Here is a 19,020-nt window from a genome sequence, read left to right as displayed (position 1 = left end):
TTTCTACATTTCGTCGAAGTCCACTAATCTGGAGTCATGACTTTCCTGCTTAGCATCCTGGTGATGTTCCATATTCTCGGTGCCGCCGCCATCTTCGGAGGCTGGCTGGCAAACTTCAAGACCCCAACCGTCAACATCTGGCAGTGGGTCGGAGCCCTGGTCCAGCTATTCACCGGCCTGGCGCTGGTCGGCCTGTTCGAAATGACCAAGGACCCGGGAGATTCGCTGAACCACATGAAGATCGCGGTGAAGCTACTCGTCAGCATCGCCATCGTGGTTGCCGCCTTTATCGGCCGCAAGAAGGTCAAGGCCGGTGAAGAAGTTTCCACCGGTATCGCACATGCCACCGGCGGGCTGGCCTTCGTCAATATCCTGGTCGCTACCCTCTGGAACTAGTTTCTCCGGACCTGGTGGGATCGTCGTTCGCGACGGTCCCACTTTCGTTTTCCCGCTGCAGCACCCTGGAGATTTGCCAGCCCTGCTGCCCGTACTGCAGTTCGAAGCGGACCCGCTCCCCCGCCCCGGCCTTGGCCTGATGCGCTGCTTGCACTTCTCCCCGAAAGTGGTAACTGTAGTGGCCGTGGAAACTCTCCCCGGAAATCACCACGACATCCGGATAGCCGCGTGCGGTCACCTCCAACTGTTCCAGGCTTGTCTGCAACCCCTGGATGGTGAGGCCCAGATCCTCCAGCTTGTCCAGCAATGCCAGATCCAACGCCAGCTGCTCCGATTTCTCGGTGTAAAGTTTCGCCAGGGCGTCGGCATCGGCTGAGGTCAAGGCCAGATCCCTGGCCCGGGTCAGCCGCACCAGTTCGGTCAGCAGCATTGCCTGGTCCTGGGCGCACGGCGGCAGTTGTGCATCGGACTGCATGGTGCAACTTCGCACCGGTTCCATCACCCCGGTCTGCGGCACATCCGTACCCGGCATCGCCGGATCGGAGTGCACCATGTGGCGCACACCCAGCCCCGTTCCTGTCATGAGCACCAGTCCGGCGGTGGCGGCCACCAGCAGCTTGCGGCTACCGGGAGTCCTCTTCAATCTCGCGGTTCGCGTTTCGGTGGCCTCAGCGGCATCCCTGCCACCGGCCGCCATTGGCGCTTTGCGGGTCCGGTTCTGCTTCCGGGAGCCGCGCAGCCTGCCACGCTGTGCCAGCGGATGGATGGTGGCCATCAAGTGGGTGGCGAATCCGGGAACCGACGAGGTCCAATTCAGCGCTTCGGCCTGGCCGGATGCGAAAAGCGCCCGGGCGAACTGTTCGGCACTCGGACGTTGTTCCGGGACCGAATCCAGGCTCTCAACCAGCAGATCCAGGATTTGCTCCGGCGCCGTGGGCACCACCAGGTTCACCGGAGAACGCAGTTCCGGAGGTTCGGGTACCTGGCCGCTGAGCAGATACCACAGGCATGCACCCAGGGCATAGACATCGGCCGCTCCGCTACCGTCAACGTAGCCGCCAACGGACACCTCCGGGGCGAGGAAGCCCGGGGTGCCGCCGGGATTCACATTGTCGATGAGCAACCTGGTTTCCTGGAAATCGGCGAGTTTGGGCATACCCTCGGCAGTGAGCAGGATATTGTTCGGCGAGATATCCCCATGACGAATCCCCTGCCGATGCAAGGCCTCTACCGATTGGGCGATTGGCGCCAACGCGGTGATCACCTCCCCCAACGGCAACGGGCCACGGGCTCGGACCATCTGCCCCAGGCTCCCACCCGGACAGTATTCGGCCAAGAGCGCCGGCCCCGCATCGGTGTCTAGCACCCCGTGGAAATCGATCAGGTGCTCTGCCCCCTCGACCCGCGCAATCTGCTGCATCGAGGCAACCGCTTCATGGTTGCCGATTAGCTTGATCACGCGGTACTGCTGATCGGATTCGCGCTGGACCAGCCAGACTTTGCAGTTTTCTTGCTCGTCCAGTGCCCGCACCGTCAGGTATCCCTCGCACTGCGGCCAGGCGAACGGGTCTGTGTCTTGTTCCATGCCTCATTTGTAGTACGTCAAACCGATTCCCGTTTAAGTTATCCACAACACATCCATGACGGTAATAACTCGAAGGTAAAGTTGATTAGGCGTACGCTGAAAGCCATGACGATCGAATTCGAACGAGTCGGTCTTGGCGAATCCTTTGTTCCTTACCTGGAAGCCTGGGATTACCAAAAACGCCTCCACGACGCAGTGGCAGCCGACGAACAAGGCCCTAAGATCCTGTTTCTGGAGCACGAGGCGGTGTATACCGCTGGACGGCGCACAGAAGACCAGCAATTGCCGCAGGACGGCACCCCCGTGGTTGAAGTCGACCGTGGCGGACAGCTAACCTGGCACGGTCCCGGCCAGTTGATCGGTTACCCGATCGTGAAGTTGGCCAAGATCAATGCCATCCGCTTGTACGTGGAAACCCTCGAAGAGGCATTGATGAACGTTCTGGACGAGCTGGGAATCAAAACCAGCCAGATCAAGGGGCGCTCAGGTGTGTGGGTCCCGGGTTCTAACGGAGCACAGGACCGCAAGATCGCGGCTATCGGCATCCGCATCAACCATGGCGTGACAATGCATGGTTTCGCCCTGAACTGTTCCAATACATTGGAACCCTATGAGCAGATCATTGCCTGTGGCATCACCGATGCCGGCGTTACCAGCATTTCCCAGGAATTGGGACGGACAGTCAACCCCATTGACGTGGCTGACCGTGTCCAGCAGGAGCTTGAGCGGCTCCTGGCCCCGCAAGTGGCCACGGCCCTGCCCACCTCCTAATCCCTTCCCTTCTCCCAGAAAGTAACAATCTTCATGAGTGTCGCACCTGAAGGCCGCCGCATGCTGCGAGTCGAGCAGCGAAATTCCAAGGTTCCGGTTGAACGCAAGCCCGAATGGATCAAGGCCAAGTTGAACATCGGCCCTGAATACGTGGGGCTGAAGAATCTGGTCAAATCCGAGGGATTGCATACGGTCTGTGAAGAGGCTGGCTGCCCGAACATCTTCGAATGCTGGGAAGACCGCGAGGCCTCCTTCCTGATCGGCGGCTCCGAATGTACTCGTCGCTGTGACTTCTGCCAGATCGACACCGGAAAGCCCTCTGCGCTGGATCGGTCCGAGCCGTTCAAGGTCGCCATGAGCGTGAAGAAGATGGATCTTCGCTATGCCACCGTCACTGGTGTGGCTCGTGATGACCTGGAAGACGAAGGCGTGTGGTTGTATGCAGAGACCGTGCGCCGTATTCACCAGTTCAATGAAAACACCGGTGTGGAACTGCTGATTCCCGACTTCTCCGGGAAACCGGAAAACCTGGACGAGATCTGCGACTCCGCACCCGAGGTCTACGCCCACAATGTGGAGACCGTACCGCGTATCTTCAAGCGCATCCGCCCGGCTTTCCGCTACGAACGCTCGATGGATGTCATTTCGCACGGCCGCAAGCGTGGGCTGATCACCAAGTCCAATTTGATCCTGGGTATGGGCGAAACCCGTGAGGAGATCTCGGAGGCAATGCGCGATCTGCACGAGGCCGGTTGCGACCTGTTGACCATCACACAGTACCTGCGTCCGACCGAACGCCACCTGCCGGTGGATCGTTGGGTGAAGCCGCAGGAGTTCCTGGACCTCCAGCAGGAGGCCGAAGAACTTGGCTTCCTCGGTGTCATGTCCGGGCCGCTGGTTCGCTCATCCTACCGTGCAGGTCGCCTCTGGGCGGGCGCGATGCGCAAGAAGGGTCGCGAAATTCCCGAGGCCTTGGCCCACATCGAGTCCTCGGGCAACACCCGTCAGGAAGCGGCGTCGCTGATTTCGAATTAGCCCCCATAAGCGGACTCACCGTGCCGACAGTACGTTCTGCCTTCTCCGGCCGCTTTGCCCGGAAGGGCATGACGCACTTTAGGAGTATCTCGGACCGTTGCGTATGGTACGTGCCCAAAGAACTCAGGTAGAATTAAGGAACTATGGCCAAAAACTCCGACAATGTCGCATCCGAAGGGGCTTCGCAATCCAAGCGAGGCCTGTTTTCGCGCAAACCAAAAGCTGAAAAGAAAAACAAGGAACCCGGTCGTCTGAAGCAGATGGGCCAGGTCTTCCAGATGACCCGCCGCAACGACCCCATGGTCGTCTGGTGGATGCTTCTGGCCGGACTTGGCGTGATTGCCGTGGGTCTTCTCATCGGCATCCTGATCCAGAACTGGATCACCATGTTGCTGATCTCGATCCCACTGGGTTTGCTGGCTGCGGTATTCATCCTTTCGCGACGCGCTGAAAAAGCGGCATTCACCCAGCTGGAGGGTCGCCCGGGTGCTGCAGGCGCCGCCATGAGCGTCCTGCGCCGCGGCTGGATCCTGAAGCAGGAGCCCGTGGCCGCGAACCGCCACCAGGACCTGCTGTTCATGGCAGTCGGGCGTGCCGGTGTCGTATTGGTGACCGAAGGACCCACCGGACGGGTACGTGAAATGGTCAGCTCCGAGCGCAAGCGGATCGGGCGCGTATTGCCGAACGTGCCGATCAGCGTGATCAACGCAGGCAATGACGAGCAACAGACCCCGCTGCACGAGGTGGGCAAGAAGATGAAGAAGCTTCCCAAGCAGCTGTCGAAGCTTGAGGTCAATGCCGTCGACAAGCGACTGACCACCCTCAGCGCCAACCGACTGCCGATCCCCAAGGGTATCGATCCGAACAAGGTTCGCCCCAGCCGCAGGGCCATGCGTGGCCGCTAGGAATTAACCAGGGCATTGAAGCCGTGTCAGGGAATTCGTCCCCGACACGGCTTCGGCTTTTAACTTCTCAGGTGGCGGCTTCCGGTTAGCGCACGTTGACCAAGACACTCTTGCCAGCCCGGTCATGCAGGCCGCGCTGGTCGGCATCGGCAACCAGTGCCGGGATCACCAAACACAGCAGTAGCGAACGCAACGCACCGACCCATGGCTTGATGGCCGTTCCATCCATGGACTGCACCTGCATTCCGAAGGTTCGGTGTCCGATGGAGTGTCCGGTGAAGCCGACCGTCAGCATCTGCCCTGCACAGAAGAGCAGTAACGTGGCCAATGAACTGGATTCGAAGAGCCACCAGCTGACGAGCATGGCCAAGGCCCAGTCAATGATGATCGCTCCGACACGCCGGGGGAACCGACCGATCGATCCGGGACCTTTTTCGGGACGTCCCAGGCGTTGGCCCGGCCATTCCTGGGCATTAAGTTGAGGTGGTCCTTCGAGCCAAGAACCTATGTCTTTTCGTTCCACAGCCCCAGTTTATCGGGCTTCCCTGTGAGCGCCCACCTGTGGTGTGTGCCGGCACGGTGAGCCTCACGTAACACTGGACGCAAAATCATGCCATGTAACGCGCAGGAAACAATCGAGACACCACTAAGAAACGGATTCTCGGTATTGTAGTGGGGTAGGCAAGGGCAAGCGATCATAATGTGACCGACTTGTTTACCGTTATATATACACCACAGGGAGTTACCTGCACATGTTTAAGAGTCCAGAAGAAGCTTTGGCGTACATTGCCGAAGAGGACGTGAAGTTCGTCGACGTTCGTTTCACCGATCTGCCGGGTGTGCAGCAGCACTTCAACGTCCCTGCCAAGTCGGTCGACGCTGACTTCTTCGTCACCGGCCAGCTATTCGACGGTTCATCGATCCGCGGTTTCGCCGGCATCTCCGAGTCCGACATGCAGCTGATCCCCGATGTGAAGACCGGGTTCATCGATCCGTTCCGCATCGAAAAGACGTTGGCCTTCAACTTCTCGATCATCAACCCGCGCACCGGGGAGCCCTACCACCGCGATCCGCGTGGCGTGGCCGAGCGCGCCGAGGCCTACCTGGAATCCACCGGCATCGCCGATACCGCGTTCTTCGCCCCGGAAGCAGAGTTCTTCATTTTCGAGGATGTCCGTTACGAGTCGAAGCCGGAAGGTGCTTTCTACAAGATCGATTCCGACGAGGCCCCGTGGAATACCGGACGTAAGGAAGAGGGAGGCAACCAGGGGTACAAGACCCCGTTCAAGGGCGGCTACTTCCCTGTCTCCCCCACTGACAAGCAGGCAGACCTGCGTGACGCCATCTGTGTCGAATTGGACAATGTGGGTCTTGACGTCGAACGCAGCCACCACGAGGTGGGTGCCGCCGGCCAGGCCGAGATCAACTACAAGTTCAACACCATGGTTCACGCCGCCGATGAACTGATGCTCTTCAAGTACGTGGTCAAGAACGTGGCCGATGCCTGGGGCAAGTCCGCCACCTTCATGCCCAAGCCGGTCTTCGGCGACAATGGCTCGGGCATGCACGTGCACCAGTCGTTGTGGTCCAACGGCGATCCCTTGTTCTACGACGAGAAGGGGTACGCCGGTCTCTCCGATACCGCCCGCTGGTACATTGGCGGCCTGCTCAAGCATGCGTCGGCGGTCCTGGCATTCACCAACCCGACCGTGAACTCCTACCGCCGACTGGTCAAGGGCTACGAGGCTCCGGTGAACATGGTCTACTCGCAGGGCAACCGGTCTGCAGGTATCCGTATCCCGATCACCGGCTCGAACCCGAAGGCCAAGCGCATCGAGTTCCGTGCACCGGATGCCTCCTCGAACCCGTACCTGGCCTTCGCAGCCCAGCTGATGGCCGGTCTGGATGGCATCAAGAACCGCATCGAGCCGGCCGAGCCGATCGACAAGGACCTCTACGAGCTTCCACCTGAGGAGGCCAAGGACATCCAGCGTGCCCCGGAGAACCTGGAGGAAGCACTGAAGGCCCTGGAAGCCGATCACGAATTCCTGCTTGAAGGTGGCGTGTTCACCGAAGACCTGATCCGCACCTGGATCGAATACAAGCGCGAGAACGAACTGAAGCCGCTGAGCCTGCGCCCGAACCCGTACGAGTTCGAGCTCTACTACGGCTGCTAGTCATTCCGGGAAGTTGATTCCCGATCAGCTCCCTTTCGCCCCGGGCCTGCCCGTCATTCATGACGGGCAGGCCCGGGTTGTTTCAGCGGGAGAACCACTGCCTCACACCCCGGAATCCGACTTTCCCTCACCGGGGTCTACCCAACTGCGGAGTTCTCACCTATGGTGTAGTGAATTGTGGCCGACGGCGCGAAAGCTGCTGGCGGTCCGACGTGTCTGCTTGGGGAGGGCTCGTGAAGAAGTCAAGGTTCGGCCGACGCTTGGCTAGCGCAATCATTCTGGTTGCATTCCTCACGGGTGCACTTTCTGGCTGCATCGTGGTGCATACCGATAACCCCAGTACCGCCCCTCCGCCGGTGGCACCGCCCGGCGAAACGACAAGCCCGCCTGCGGAACCGCCACCAGCCCCGGAGGATCCGAATCCAGAGCCACCCAAAACCTGGACCAGCATCGTAGCCTCCACCCGATCCGGCGTCGCCCATCTTTCTGCCGGGCAATGCGACGGCTATGGTGGCACTGGCACAGGTTTCTACATCGGGGACAATTTGATTATCACAGCGTCCCATGTCGTGCGGGATGCTTCCGAGGCCTATGTTCGGCTGCAGGACCAATATGTGGCCGCTGAACTCCTCGGGGTGGATCACAACCGTGAAATCGCTCTGTTGCGTACGTTACGGGACGTTGACGGACATGAATTTTCCTTTGCCAGCGACAACCCGTCTCACGGCGACGAAATCGGCATCATGGGGTTCCCGAGGAACAGCGATGTCGAAGATGCCGTCAAGTCCGACAATGCGTTCCAGTTCAATTACGGACGTCTCAGCGGGTTTGGCAGGACCCTGGGAGAAGGGCAATACGCCCTGACCGGACTGATGCAATTTGATGCATCCACCAATCCGGGAAACTCCGGTGGACCGTTGATCAATCTTGACGGGGAAATCGTTGGCCTCCATTACGGTTCCAACAAGTACGAGGGAGAACCCGGCGATGACGACTTCCGCATTGTCTCAGGAGAGGCGTTTGCCGTTCCCACTGCCGAGATCCGCCCGCTGGTCGAAGTCTGGAAGGCCCGCAACGAGGTCGTCGCATTCGACACCTGTTCCGGTAACGACTCAAGTGAATTCGCGATCATCAACGTCTTCAACTACTCGGAGCACCCGCTGGCCGAAGAACTGACCGAGCTGCTGGGAAGCCACGGCGAACTGATCAATTACGGATACTACGAGAGCGCATTCAAGAACCTGAGTAGCGACCTGCAGGAAAGGTCTGGCGGCCTGGAGCAATGGACCGCCGGGCACATCTCCACGTTCTGGACCGACATTTTCGTTTTCGACATCACCCACGAAGACAGCACGGCAACGGCCTCCGTGGTACTGGTAACCCAACAAGATGAGCAGTTCAGCCCCACCGACACAACGGGACAGACCTGTTCGGTATGGATCTTGGAATACGGCCTGATCCATGAGGGGTTCGGCTGGAAGATCGACAGCGCGCATCTCCCAATCACACCCGAGGCTTGTGACAGTGAATAGGCGATGCACCGATGCGCGCCAGGACGAGGCGTCCCCCACTGGGCCCAGGAGTCGTACCGGTCTACAACGCAAACTAGTACTCGATTTTGTCGGCTTTCTGTTGCCACCGGTCAAAGACCTTCAAGGCGTCGGGGCTGTCGACCTTGATGAAGGGGATGCTGCGCTCTAGCGGTTCCTTGGCCAGTTCGTCATAGATGAATGAATCATCGAACCCGATCCTTGCGGCGTCTTCCCTGGTATTGGCGAAGTACACCCGTTGCACGCGCGACCAGTAGATCGCACCGAAGCACATCGGGCACGGTTCGGAACTGGCATAGATCTCGCAGTCCGACAGATCGAAGGTGCCCAGCATTTCCGCGGCCATCCGCAGGGCACGCACCTCGGCGTGGGCGGTGGGATCGTCGGATCCTGTCACCCGGTTATAGGCCGCCGAGATCACCTCACCGGCACGCACCACGACCGCGCCAAACGGCCCGCCCTTGTCGCCGTCCATTCCGTCCTGCGCCAGCTGCACTGCGAGATCCATCATCTTCTGGTCCATTGTCTCCGACTTTCGCTGGGGATACCGTTGTCAGGTCGATACGAGCATCTCATACCGGCCCACTGGACGTCAGCCCCCGTCGGACGCTCAATAGCGCAGTGCCCGGAAATAGCGCCAGCGGGCGACCCTTTGGGCCACCAGCAGTCCGGGGAACAGGATCCGCCAGATTCCCCGCGGGGCACGGCGGGTCAGCGATCGGAGGGTCAATTCCACCCCGCGCGGTGTCAGCTGCGCAATGAATGCCTCCTCACCGCGGATCGGATGTCCCTCCAGGGCACGGTAGCTGAAGCCCACCCGGTCCGTTTTACAAACCACCTGAACCACTTCAACCGGTTCGCGAATCCGCAGGCCCGCCAGGGTCACCAGGATGAGCGGCCGTTGCCCCGCTTCGACCTCGACGGCGGGCCGGACACGGAAACCGCTGCGGGTCTTGATTTCCCAGCGCGATAGTCCTCCGGTGATCCGTTCCCAGTCATCCAGGGTGCCGATCAGTGCGGTCTCCTGCCAGGCTGTGAACCGGCCGCCTGGCGGTGACCAGCTGCGCAACCCCGGAGCCGTGAGAGCCCCGGAATCCGCCACGTCCGTCTTACCGGGAGCGGCCGATCCCATCAGTCCTCGAAGCCGTAGAATCGGCGTTCGAAGATCATGCGCGCCTGTCGCGTGGCCTTCAGGTAGTCGTCTTCAAGCTGATAGCCCTGGTTTGGTTCATAACCGCACCAGCGTCCCACGGCTTCCATATCCCGCGCCGAACGCGGTAGGACGTCACTAGACCGGCCGGACGTGATGATTTCGGCGCTGCGGATCCTGGTCGCCAGTACCCACGCCCGGTCCAGGACCTTGACCTCGGCCCGGGAGAGGATCTTCAGCTCGGCCAGGGTCCTGAGACCGTCACGGGTTGAGGTCGTGCGCAGCTCCGGATGGTCTTTGGCATGTTGCAGTTGGAAGAATTGAACCAACCACTCCACATCGGAGAGGGATCCGCGCCCCAACTTCAGGTGGAATGCCGGGTCGGCACCCCGAGGCAGCCGCTCGGCTTCCACCCTGGCCTTGAGCTTGCGGATCTCCTTGGTTTCCTGCTCATCCAGGGCCTGGCCGTACCGGATCGGGTCAATCAGATTCATGAAGTCCTGGCCGAGTTGTTGGTCTCCCGCCATCAGGCGCGCGCGCAGCAACGCCTGGCGTTCCCACACATCCAGCCACCGTGTGTAGTACTCGGTGTAGGACTCCAGGCTACGCACCAGGGCACCGGCCTTGCCCTCCGGCCGCAGATCCGCGTCGACCTGTAGCTTCACCTCGGCGGGGATCGCCGGCTTCAGTGGCCGTGAGGTTGCCGAGATCAACTCGGTGACGACTCGAAGGGCCTGTTCCTGGGCCCCCTGCGGATCGGCCGTTGGGCGTGGACGTTGGACGAACATGACATCGGCATCCGAACCGTAACCGATTTCGGCACCGCCTTGGCGGCCCATGGCGATCACGGCAATGTCCGTTTGGTGCCCATATTCGGCGGTGTCCTTCTCGACCAGAACCCGCAGGATCGAGCCAATGGTGACCGCATCGATATCCGACAGTGCGTGGCCCACTTCGCTGACGCTGAGCAGCCCCGCCCCGTCGGCCAACGCCACCCGCAGGAACTCCTTGCGCCGAGCCACGCGGACCTGGCGGATCGCGGTGCCGGACTGCTTGTTCCGCCGAATGATCGAATCGAACTGCTGGTCTAGGGATTCACGGCTCAACGGCGTGAGGTTCTGGTCATTGCCCAGCCAGGCGGCCGCGGTGGATTCCACGGCCAACAGGTCGGTCAGGAAGCGTGTGTTGGACAGCAACGAGCTCAATCGCTCCGCGGCCGCGTTGGTGTCGCGTAGCATGCCCAGAAACCAATGGGTCTTGCCCAGGGATTCGCTCAGCCGCCTGAAACCCAGGAGCCCCGCGTCCGGGTCAACGCCTTCGGCGAACCAGCCGAGCAGCACCGGCAGGAGCTGACGCTGCAACGCGGCAGTGCGTGATACCCCGACCGTCAAGGCCTCGATATGGCGCATCGCGGCCTTGGGATCCAGGTAACCCAGTGCACGCAGCCGCGCTTGGGCCGATTCGGGGGTCAACCGGACATCATCCGTGGTCAGGTTGGAGCTGGTGACCAGCAGTGGGCGGTAGAAGATCCGTTCATGCAGGGACCGGACCAACCGCTTGGTCTCGTTCCAGCGTCTCATCAGCTGTTCGGCACTGGTGAGCCGCACGTCCCCGGCACCGCGGATCGCTCGGGCCAAGACCCGTTGGGCATGCTCGGTTCTTGGCATCAAATGCGTCCGGCGCAGTTGGCCCAACTGGATCCGGTGTTCCAATAGGCGCAGGAACCGGTAGGCCGAGTCGAAATTCAACGCGTCTTCTCGACCGATAAACCCCAACTCGCTCAGCGCCTGGATCGCCAGTGTCGTGGTCGATACCTGCAATTCACTTTCGACCCGCCCGTGCACCAGTTGGAGCAGCTGGACAGTGAACTCAACGTCGCGCAGGCCTCCCGGCCCGAGTTTGATCTGCCATTCGACTTCGTCCTTGGAGATGTTGGAGTGGACCCGGCGGCGCATCTTCTGCACCGATTCCACGAACCCCTCGCGTTCCGAACTGGTCCAGACCAGCGGGCTGACCATGCGCTCGTAGCGTTCACCCAGCTCCCGGTCCCCGGCGATGCAACGGGCCTTGAGCAGGGCCTGGAACTCCCAGGATGCTGCCCAGCGCTGGTAGTAGGCCTCATGGGAGGCAAGGGTCCGGCTCAAGGCACCGTCCTTGCCCTCGGGGCGCAGGTTCGCGTCCACCTCCCACAACGGGGGCTCGCCACCGGTGAGCATGATGGACCGGGCGGTTCCGCTGGCCAGATGGGTGGCGATGTCCGCGGCATGGGATTCGCTGATATCCCCGATCCCTTGGTGGACGTAGATGACATCCACATCAGAAATGTAGTTCAGCTCGCGGGCACCGCACTTGCCCATGCCGATGATCGAGAAATTGACCTGGTCAACAGCGCTCTGCCCGAACTGTTCCGCCGCTTCGGCGCGGCTGACAGCCAGCCCGGCTTCCAATGCCGCGGCCGCCAGATCGGCGAGCTCGGCGGCCACGTCGGGCAGGATCCGCTGCGGTTCGGCCGATCCCAGGTCGCGGTAGGTCAGATCCAACAGGGCCATCCGGTAGGCGATACGCAGGGCGCGGCGGGCAGGCTCACCAGTGGTGGCGGCAACCCAATGCCCGGCGCTTGAGGGGTAGGCCTGCACCGATTCCAGCAGCTGCCGGCCCAGTTCCTGTTCGGTGCGCGCACGGAAGTACTGGTCCGGATTCGTGCTGACGATTTCCAAGGCCTGTGGCGAACGGATCAGGAACTCGCCCAAGGCCGAGGAAGCCCCCAGCAGCCGGATCAGCATCTGGCAGCTGTCCTGCCGGGAAAAGATCCGCGCGGCTTCAGGATGGCGCTCCACCAGCCTCAGGGCCAGCAGTAGCGCCTGGTCGGGGTCCGGGGCATGCGCCATGCTGCGCACGATCAGGTCCTGGTCCAGCCCCTCGAATTCACTGGACTCCAGGAACCCCTTTGCCCGGGACACTTCCAGAAACCCCGCATTAATCAGGTCCCGCGACGACGGTGTCATCTGCGCAAAGTCCTTCCCCCACTGATCCGCCACCGGATCATGGTGCTACCGGGCGCCTAGAGCATTCCCAGATATCGGTTCAGTTCAAAGGGCGTGACTTCCTGTCGGTATTCTTCCCATTCCGAGCGTTTGTTGGCCAGGAACGAATTGAACACCTGCTCCCCCAGGACATCGGCCATGAGTTCGGATTCCTCCATCGCCCGGATCGCCTCATGCAACGAGCCCGGCAACGGGTCGTGGCCCGAGGCCCGGCGTTCGGCCGTGGACAGGTTCCAGACGTCATCCTCGGTCGGGTCCTCCAGCTCGTAGCCTTCGTTGATTCCCTTCAGGCCCGCGCCCAGGATGCAGGCGTACGCCAGATACGGGTTGGCTGCCGAGTCGATGCCGCGGTACTCCACACGGGCGCTTTGCCCCTTGCCGGGCTTGTACAACGGGACCCGCAACAGGGCCGAGCGGTTGTTGTGGCCCCATGACAGGTGGCTGGGGGCTTCACCGCCACCCCACAACCTCTTGTAGGAATTAACGAACTGGTTGGTGACCGCGGTGATTTCCTTGGCATGCTGCAGAATGCCGGCGATGAAGGAGCGGGCCACATCCGAAAGCTGGTATTCGCGCCCGGCCTCGAAGAACGCGTTCGAGTCCCCCTCGAACAGCGAGAAGTGCGTGTGCATCCCGCTACCAGGCTGGTCGGCAAACGGCTTGGGCATGAACGTGGCATGCAGCCCCTTCTGCATGGCCATTTCCTTGATCACGGTACGGAAGGTCATGATGTTATCCGCAGTCTGCAACGCGTCCGCGTAGCGCAGGTCGATCTCGTTCTGCCCCGGACCGGTTTCGTGGTGGGAGAACTCCACCGAGATCCCCAGGGCTTCCAGGGTAGTGACCGACAGGCGCCGGAAATCCTGGCCGACACCGTCCGGCACGTGATCGAAGTAACCGCCGTTGTCGATGGGTACGGGGCGCCCGTCGGGACCCGGCTGGGCGGATTCCAACAAGTAGAACTCGATCTCCGGGTGCGTGTAGCAGGTGAACCCCATCTTCGAGGCCTCATCCAGCTGGCGCTTGAGCACATGGCGGGGATCTGCCGTGGACGGGGTTCCCTCCGGGGTGAGGATGTCGCAGAACATCCGGCTGGTCGGCTCCACTTCCCCGCGCCACGGCAGTATCTGGAAGGTAGCGGGATCCGGTTGCAACAACATGTCAGATTCATAGATGCGCGAAAGGCCCTCAATCGAGGAGCCGTCGAACCCCAGTCCTTCGGCGAAGGCGTCTTCCACCTCGGCCGGAGCCAACGCCACGGATTTGAGGGATCCGACAACATCGGTGAACCACAACCGTACGAAACGAACATCGCGTTCCTCGATCGTGCGCAGTACGAATTCCTGCTGACGATTCATCTCTACCCGCCTTGCATATCGGTTTCCGCCAGGTGCTGACTGCCGGGAGTTTACATATCCTGTTGCAAGACTATACTTTTTGTTCCCACTCGTCAGGAAGCAAAGCCGCGCCCAAGTGCGCTAAGGTTTTTTTATGTCACAACCCTATCTTTCCGACCCTGCCACGCGCCCTGCCCGGATCCGTATCGGTCATTTGGCCGAAGCGAAGCGGCGTGGCGAAAAGTTCTCCATGCTCACCTGTTACGACACGATGCTCGCGGAGATCTTCGACCAGGCGGGTATCGAGACCCTGCTGGTCGGGGACTCGGCAGCCAACACGGTGATGGGTTACAACTCCACGTTGCGTATCACCCTGGATGAAATGATCGTCCTGGCCAAGGCCGTGGTCAATGGCACCCAACGTGCCCTGGTCGTGGTCGATCTGCCCTTTGGCAGCTATGAACAATCCCCTGCGCAGGCGGTTGCCTCGTCGGTGCGGCTGATGAAGGAGGCCGGAGTCCATGCGGTGAAGGTCGAAGGCGACTCCCGCTACGCCCCGCATGTGGATGCCATGGTCGCTGCCGGGGTGCCGGTGATTGCCCATATCGGTTTTACCCCGCAGTCCGAACACGCCCTGGGCGGCTACAAGGTCCAGGGGCGGGGGGAGGCAGCCCAGAAGCTGATCACCGACGCCGTGGCCCTGCAGGACGCCGGCGCCTTCGCGGTGCTGATGGAAATGGTTCCCAGCCCCGTGGCTGCCGAGGTTGACGCGGCCTTGCGCGTACCGACCATCGGCATCGGCGCCGGCGCCTCGACCACCGGCCAGGTCCTGGTCTGGCAGGACATGCTCGGTCTGGGGTCCGCGCGGACCCCGCGCTTTGTGAAGAAGTACGCGAACCTGCGTGAGGTAATCAGCGGTGCCGTCACCGCATACCACCAGGATGTCAGCAGCGGGCAGTTCCCCAGTGCCGAATACGAATTCGACAAGTAGAAACCGGGCGGGACGGGGACGCTACTAGTACTAGTACTAGTACTAGTCCTCGTCTTCGTCTTCGTCCTGCTCGTCCCAGGCTGCATTGCGAGCCTGCACCTTGGCCATGGCCTCCTGGGCCTCGGCCGCCGTGTCGTAGGGTCCCAGGAGCTTGGACCAGTCGGACTGCGGGCCCTTCTCGATGCTCCCGGTGGAAACGTTGTACCAATACTGCCCCTCGCCGGGAATGGATGCCTGGCCCATGGTCTTACCTCCTGGAATCGTCTACCTGCAGCCAGCCTAGTGCCCGCGGACCGCTGCTGTCACCGCGTGCCGATTCGCGCTCCGAAGCCGACTAGTATTAATGGCATGACTACTGCTGCTACCGCCCCGATTGGCAATCTCACGCCCGGCACCGTCGGCCCACCGCTGAAGGTCCCGGCCGATATCGAACGTCCGGAATATGTGGGCAAGCCCGAACCGTCGGCCTACCGCCACCCAGATGTGAAGACCCCGGAAGTCATTGAACGCATCAGGGTGGCTTCGAAGATCGCCGCGCAGGCACTGGCCGAGGTGGGCAAGGCCTGCCAGCCCGGGGTCACCACCGCCGAGTTGGACCGGATCGGGCATGAATTCCTGATGGATCATCGCGCCTATCCCTCGACCCTGGGCTACCGCGGGTTCCCCAAGTCCCTGTGTACCTCGCTCAACGAGGTGATCTGCCACGGAATCCCGGACAGCACGGTCCTCACCGACGGCGACATCATCAATATCGACATCACCGCGTATATCGGCAAGGTCCACGGGGACAACAACGCCACGTTCCTGGTCGGGGACGTCGATGAGCAGTCCCGACTCCTGGTGGAACGGACCGAAATCTCCATGCAGCGGGCCATCAAAGCGGTCATGCCAGGCCGGGAAATCAACGTCATCGGGCGCACGATTTCCGCCTACGCCAAGCGCTTCGGCTATGGTGTGGTCCGTGATTTTACCGGGCACGGTGTGGGTGAAGCTTTCCATACCGGATTGATCATTCCGCATTATGATGCCGCCCCGGCCTACAATCAGCTGATCGAACCGGGTATGGTTTTTACTATTGAGCCGATGCTGACACTCGGAACCATCGAGTGGGACATGTGGGCCGATGGGTGGACTGTCACGACGAAGGACAGGAAACGAACCGCCCAATTCGAGCACACGCTGCTGGTCACCGACAATGGCGCCGAAATCCTGACCTTGCCTTAGCTGCGGCCTTTAACACCTATTTTCAGGCCGAGAGGAGCCTCATGGAGCAGATTGGTACGCCCGGGCAGCAATACGCCTATGGCATTGACGTTGGCGGAACCGGGATCAAGGGCGGGGTCGTGGACCTGTCCACCGGGGAACTGGTGGGTGAACGGTACCGGCTGCCCACCCCCAAGCCCGCCACCCCGGAGGCCGTCGCCGACGTGGTCGCCGAGGTCCTGGATGAACTGATGCGGCGTCCGGGCATGCCACCTGCGGCACCCATCGGCATCGCGGTGCCCGCCATTGTGCACCACGGGGTGGCCCGCTCGGCAGCCAACATCGATGAAAGCTTCATCGGCACCGACCTGTTGCACCTGTTCAGCAGCAAAACAGGACGAGATGTCGTGGTCCTCAACGATGCCGACGCCGCCGGGCTGGCCGAGGCCGCCTTCGGTGCCGGCCGGGCCGTTGAGGGAAGCGTGCTCATGCTGACCCTGGGAACCGGCATCGGCTCCGCCTTGCTGTTCAACGGCCAGCTGGTGCCCAACTTCGAGCTCGGTCACCTGGAATTCAAGGGGCAGGCCGCCGAGGTGGGGGCCAGCGCCTCGGCCCGGAAACGCGAGGATCTGTCCTGGGACGCGTACGCGCAACGGTTGGGTGAATACCTGGAACATGTCCAGTTCCTCTTCTCCCCCGAACTGATCATCCTCGGTGGCGGCGTGTCGAAGAATCCCGAGAAATTCGTTCCGCAGCTGCACCTGAATACCGAACTGGCCGTGGCCACCCATGCCAACAACGCCGGGATCATCGGGGCCGCATTGCACGGAAGCAACGCGGCCCGCTAGGGCGCGAACCGCACGAAGAGCCGCGGTGAACCAGCAACAACTGGTTCACCGCGGCTCTTCATTCGTCTGCGGTCGGTGGCGGTCCGCCGATTACTGTGCCGTCAGTGGACGCTGCTTTCCGGTAGGGCTTTCGGGACGTTCCTCACGCAGTTTCGCGATCGCCGTCTCGAAATCCTTCAAAGACTGGAAATCCTGGTACACGCTGGCGAAGCGCAGGTAGGCCACCTCGTCCAGGCGTTGCAGGGGTTCGAGGATCGCCAATCCGACCTGGTGCGCCGGGATCTCCGCGGCGCCGGACATCCTCACGGTTTCCTCGACTTCCTGGGCCAGGACCGCCAGGTCGTGGTCCGTTACCGGGCGCCCTTGGCAGGCCTTGCGCACACCGTTGATCACCTTGGTACGGGAAAATGGTTCGGCGGCCCCGGACTGCTTGACCACATTCAGGCTTGTGGTTTCGAGGGTGGTGAACCTCCGCGAGCATTCGGTGCACTGGCGTCGCCGGCGAATCGATACCCCGTCATCAGCCACACGGCTGTCGACGACGCGGGAGTCGGGATTACGGCAGTATGGGCAGTTCATCGCACCTCCAGGATGTGTTGGTAACGCCGATTGCTTCCCGGCACGGTTCTACAAAGAGTTAACCGACGTCACCTAACAGTTTATCGCCTATTTGGCTTGTCGTACCTGGACCGCGTCACCATGGGCCGGCAGATCCTCCGCCCGGGCCAGGTTAATGACATGCCCGGCCACCTCGGACAGCGCCTGCTCGTCGTATTCGATGACCTGGATGGCCTTGAGGAAGGTGTTCACGTTCAGACCCGAGGCATGTAGTGCGGTGCCGGAGGTCGGCAGCACGTGGTTGGACCCGGCGCAGTAGTCGCCCAAGCTCACCGGGGCAAAGTCGCCAACGAAAACTGCCCCGGCTGCGGTGATCCGCGAAGCCACCGAAGCCGCGTCATGGGTCATCACCTCAAGGTGTTCTGCCGCGTAGCCGTTGCACACCTCGAGACCCTGTTCCAGGTCATCAACCAGGATGATCGCCGACTGCTCCCCGCCCAGTGCCGTCTGCACCCTTTCGGTGTGCTTGGTGGAGGCCACCTGCTGTTCCAGTTCGATGCGTACCGACTGCGCCAGTTCCGGCGAATCGGTGACCAGCACCGCTGCGGCGTTTTCATCGTGCTCGGCCTGCGAGATCATGTCCGCAGCCACGTACCGGGGGTTGGCCGAGGAGTCGGCGAGGATGGCGATCTCCGTGGGGCCGGCTTCGGCATCGATGCCCACCACGCCCTTGACCAGACGCTTCGCGGTGGCCACAAAGACATTGCCGGGCCCGGAGATGACATCCACCGGTTCGATTCCTCCCCGGGGGTCGTCCTCCAGGTCCACACCGTAGGCGAAGGCGGCGACCGCCTGGGCGCCGCCCATGGCATGCACCTCGGTGATTCCCAGCAGCTTGGCCGCAGCCAGGATGGTGGGGTGCGGCAATCCGCCGAATTCCTTTTGCGGGGGGCTGGCCAGCGCCAGCGACTGGGCACCGGCGGCTTGGGCCGGCACCGCGTTCATGATGACCGAGGACGGATAAACGGCCAACCCGCCGGGAACGTACAATCCCACACGGCGGACCGGAACCCAGCGTTGGGTCACCGTGGCACCCTGGTCGTAGGACACCACCGCATCGGCGGGCACCTGGGCGAGTGCGAACCGGCGGGCGCGGGTGATGGATTCCTCCAGGGCCTCGCGGACCTTGGGATCAAGTTCGTCCAGGGCACGCTGCAGTTCGCCGGCCGGAACCAGCGTGTGCTCCAGGTTGACCCCGTCAAACCTGGCCGAGAGCTCCAGTAGGGCGCCCATGCCCTCGTGGCGCACGCGGTCGATGATTTCCTGCACCGCGTCGGCAGTGGTTTGCGAGTTGACCAAGGGGCGCGGTAAGCGGGACTTGAGCTGGGCGCGGCTGAATCGACGACCGCGCCAGTCGAGGGTGGCCAGCGTCGGGAATGTGGTGTCGGCTGTAGAAGTCACCTATCCAGC

At 61.8% G+C, this 19,020-nt stretch carries 18 protein-coding genes; 9 read left to right on the top strand and 9 right to left on the bottom strand.

Annotated elements, in window-relative coordinates:
- The first annotated feature begins 36 nt into the window (after positions 1–36).
- On the top strand, positions 37–396 hold the full coding sequence (locus tag OK351_RS02835; RefSeq protein WP_265155840.1) for a hypothetical protein: 360 nt from the start codon (positions 37–39) through the stop codon (positions 394–396).
- Here OK351_RS02835 and OK351_RS02830 read toward each other — a convergent pair.
- Complete coding sequence (locus OK351_RS02830) at positions 380–1,981, bottom strand: serine/threonine-protein kinase (RefSeq protein WP_265155839.1); 1,602 nt, start codon at positions 1,979–1,981, stop codon at positions 380–382. The genes OK351_RS02835 and OK351_RS02830 overlap by 17 nt on opposite strands.
- Positions 1,982–2,086: 105 nt before the next feature.
- On the opposite strand from OK351_RS02830, the gene lipB reads away from it, so the two are divergent.
- The 3 genes from lipB (at position 2,087) to OK351_RS02815 (ending at position 4,692) form a co-directional block, all read left to right on the top strand.
- Positions 2,087–2,752, top strand: a complete 666-nt coding sequence (gene lipB / locus OK351_RS02825; RefSeq protein ID WP_265155838.1) for a lipoyl(octanoyl) transferase LipB — start codon at positions 2,087–2,089, stop codon at positions 2,750–2,752.
- Positions 2,753–2,785: 33 nt separating this feature from the next.
- Positions 2,786–3,787 carry a lipoyl synthase gene (gene lipA / locus OK351_RS02820; protein WP_265155837.1) on the top strand — a complete coding sequence of 334 codons (1,002 nt, stop codon included), beginning with the start codon at positions 2,786–2,788 and terminating at the stop codon, positions 3,785–3,787.
- 143 nt (positions 3,788–3,930) lie between these two features.
- Complete coding sequence (locus tag OK351_RS02815; protein ID WP_265155836.1) at positions 3,931–4,692, top strand: DUF4191 domain-containing protein; 762 nt, start codon at positions 3,931–3,933, stop codon at positions 4,690–4,692.
- An 85-nt stretch (positions 4,693–4,777) separates the two neighbouring features.
- On the opposite strand, the gene OK351_RS02810 is transcribed toward OK351_RS02815, so the two are convergent.
- On the bottom strand, positions 4,778–5,215 hold the full coding sequence (locus OK351_RS02810) for an RDD family protein (protein WP_265155835.1): 438 nt from the start codon (positions 5,213–5,215) through the stop codon (positions 4,778–4,780).
- A 229-nt stretch (positions 5,216–5,444) separates the two neighbouring features.
- On the opposite strand from OK351_RS02810, the gene glnA (OK351_RS02805) reads away from it, so the two are divergent.
- Together glnA (OK351_RS02805) and OK351_RS02800 are read left to right on the top strand one after the other, a co-directional pair.
- Positions 5,445–6,869, top strand: a complete 1,425-nt coding sequence (gene glnA, locus OK351_RS02805; RefSeq protein WP_265155834.1) for a type I glutamate--ammonia ligase — start codon at positions 5,445–5,447, stop codon at positions 6,867–6,869.
- Positions 6,870–7,129: 260 nt separating this feature from the next.
- Complete coding sequence (locus OK351_RS02800) at positions 7,130–8,401, top strand: S1C family serine protease (protein ID WP_265155833.1); 1,272 nt, start codon at positions 7,130–7,132, stop codon at positions 8,399–8,401.
- A 73-nt stretch (positions 8,402–8,474) separates the two neighbouring features.
- Here the strand turns inward: OK351_RS02800 and OK351_RS02795 are convergent, their stop codons facing one another.
- The 4 genes from OK351_RS02795 to glnA (OK351_RS02780) form a co-directional block, all read right to left on the bottom strand.
- A complete protein-coding gene (locus tag OK351_RS02795) occupies positions 8,475–8,930 on the bottom strand; it encodes a nucleoside deaminase (protein ID WP_265155832.1) in 456 nt (151 codons plus the stop codon).
- A gap of 99 nt (positions 8,931–9,029) precedes the next feature.
- On the bottom strand, positions 9,030–9,551 hold the full coding sequence (locus OK351_RS02790; RefSeq protein ID WP_265155831.1) for a DUF1990 family protein: 522 nt from the start codon (positions 9,549–9,551) through the stop codon (positions 9,030–9,032).
- Positions 9,551–12,574 (bottom strand): bifunctional [glutamine synthetase] adenylyltransferase/[glutamine synthetase]-adenylyl-L-tyrosine phosphorylase, encoded by a 3,024-nt coding sequence (locus OK351_RS02785; RefSeq protein ID WP_265155830.1) that lies wholly within the window; start codon positions 12,572–12,574, stop codon positions 9,551–9,553. Before OK351_RS02785 ends, OK351_RS02790 begins: the two co-directional genes overlap by 1 nt.
- Positions 12,575–12,630: 56 nt before the next feature.
- A complete protein-coding gene (gene glnA / locus OK351_RS02780; protein WP_265155829.1) occupies positions 12,631–13,971 on the bottom strand; it encodes a type I glutamate--ammonia ligase in 1,341 nt (446 codons plus the stop codon).
- Between the two features lie 133 nt (positions 13,972–14,104).
- Between glnA (OK351_RS02780) and panB the strand changes: the two genes are divergently transcribed.
- Positions 14,105–14,941: a 3-methyl-2-oxobutanoate hydroxymethyltransferase gene (panB, locus tag OK351_RS02775; protein WP_265155828.1), complete on the top strand. Its 837-nt coding sequence runs from the start codon at positions 14,105–14,107 to the stop codon at positions 14,939–14,941.
- A 42-nt stretch (positions 14,942–14,983) separates the two neighbouring features.
- Here the strand turns inward: panB and OK351_RS02770 are convergent, their stop codons facing one another.
- On the bottom strand, positions 14,984–15,184 hold the full coding sequence (locus tag OK351_RS02770) for an SPOR domain-containing protein (RefSeq protein ID WP_265155827.1): 201 nt from the start codon (positions 15,182–15,184) through the stop codon (positions 14,984–14,986).
- Positions 15,185–15,289: 105 nt separating this feature from the next.
- On the opposite strand from OK351_RS02770, the gene map reads away from it, so the two are divergent.
- Together map and ppgK are read left to right on the top strand one after the other, a co-directional pair.
- Complete coding sequence (map, locus tag OK351_RS02765; RefSeq protein ID WP_265155826.1) at positions 15,290–16,165, top strand: type I methionyl aminopeptidase; 876 nt, start codon at positions 15,290–15,292, stop codon at positions 16,163–16,165.
- Between the two features lie 41 nt (positions 16,166–16,206).
- Complete coding sequence (gene ppgK / locus OK351_RS02760) at positions 16,207–16,992, top strand: polyphosphate--glucose phosphotransferase (RefSeq protein WP_265155825.1); 786 nt, start codon at positions 16,207–16,209, stop codon at positions 16,990–16,992.
- 90 nt (positions 16,993–17,082) lie between these two features.
- Here the strand turns inward: ppgK and nrdR are convergent, their stop codons facing one another.
- Positions 17,083–17,571, bottom strand: a complete 489-nt coding sequence (gene nrdR, locus OK351_RS02755) for a transcriptional regulator NrdR (RefSeq protein WP_265155824.1) — start codon at positions 17,569–17,571, stop codon at positions 17,083–17,085.
- Positions 17,572–17,658: 87 nt separating this feature from the next.
- On the bottom strand, positions 17,659–19,011 hold the full coding sequence (gene hisD / locus OK351_RS02750) for a histidinol dehydrogenase (protein WP_265155823.1): 1,353 nt from the start codon (positions 19,009–19,011) through the stop codon (positions 17,659–17,661).
- Positions 19,012–19,020 lie beyond the last annotated feature (9 nt).

The sequence above is a fragment of the Glutamicibacter sp. MNS18 genome, from assembly GCF_026107515.2.
GTDB lineage: Bacteria > Actinomycetota > Actinomycetes > Actinomycetales > Micrococcaceae > Glutamicibacter.
Note: the sequence above shows the minus strand (reverse complement) of the source record. Positions and strands in the feature narration are given on the sequence as shown.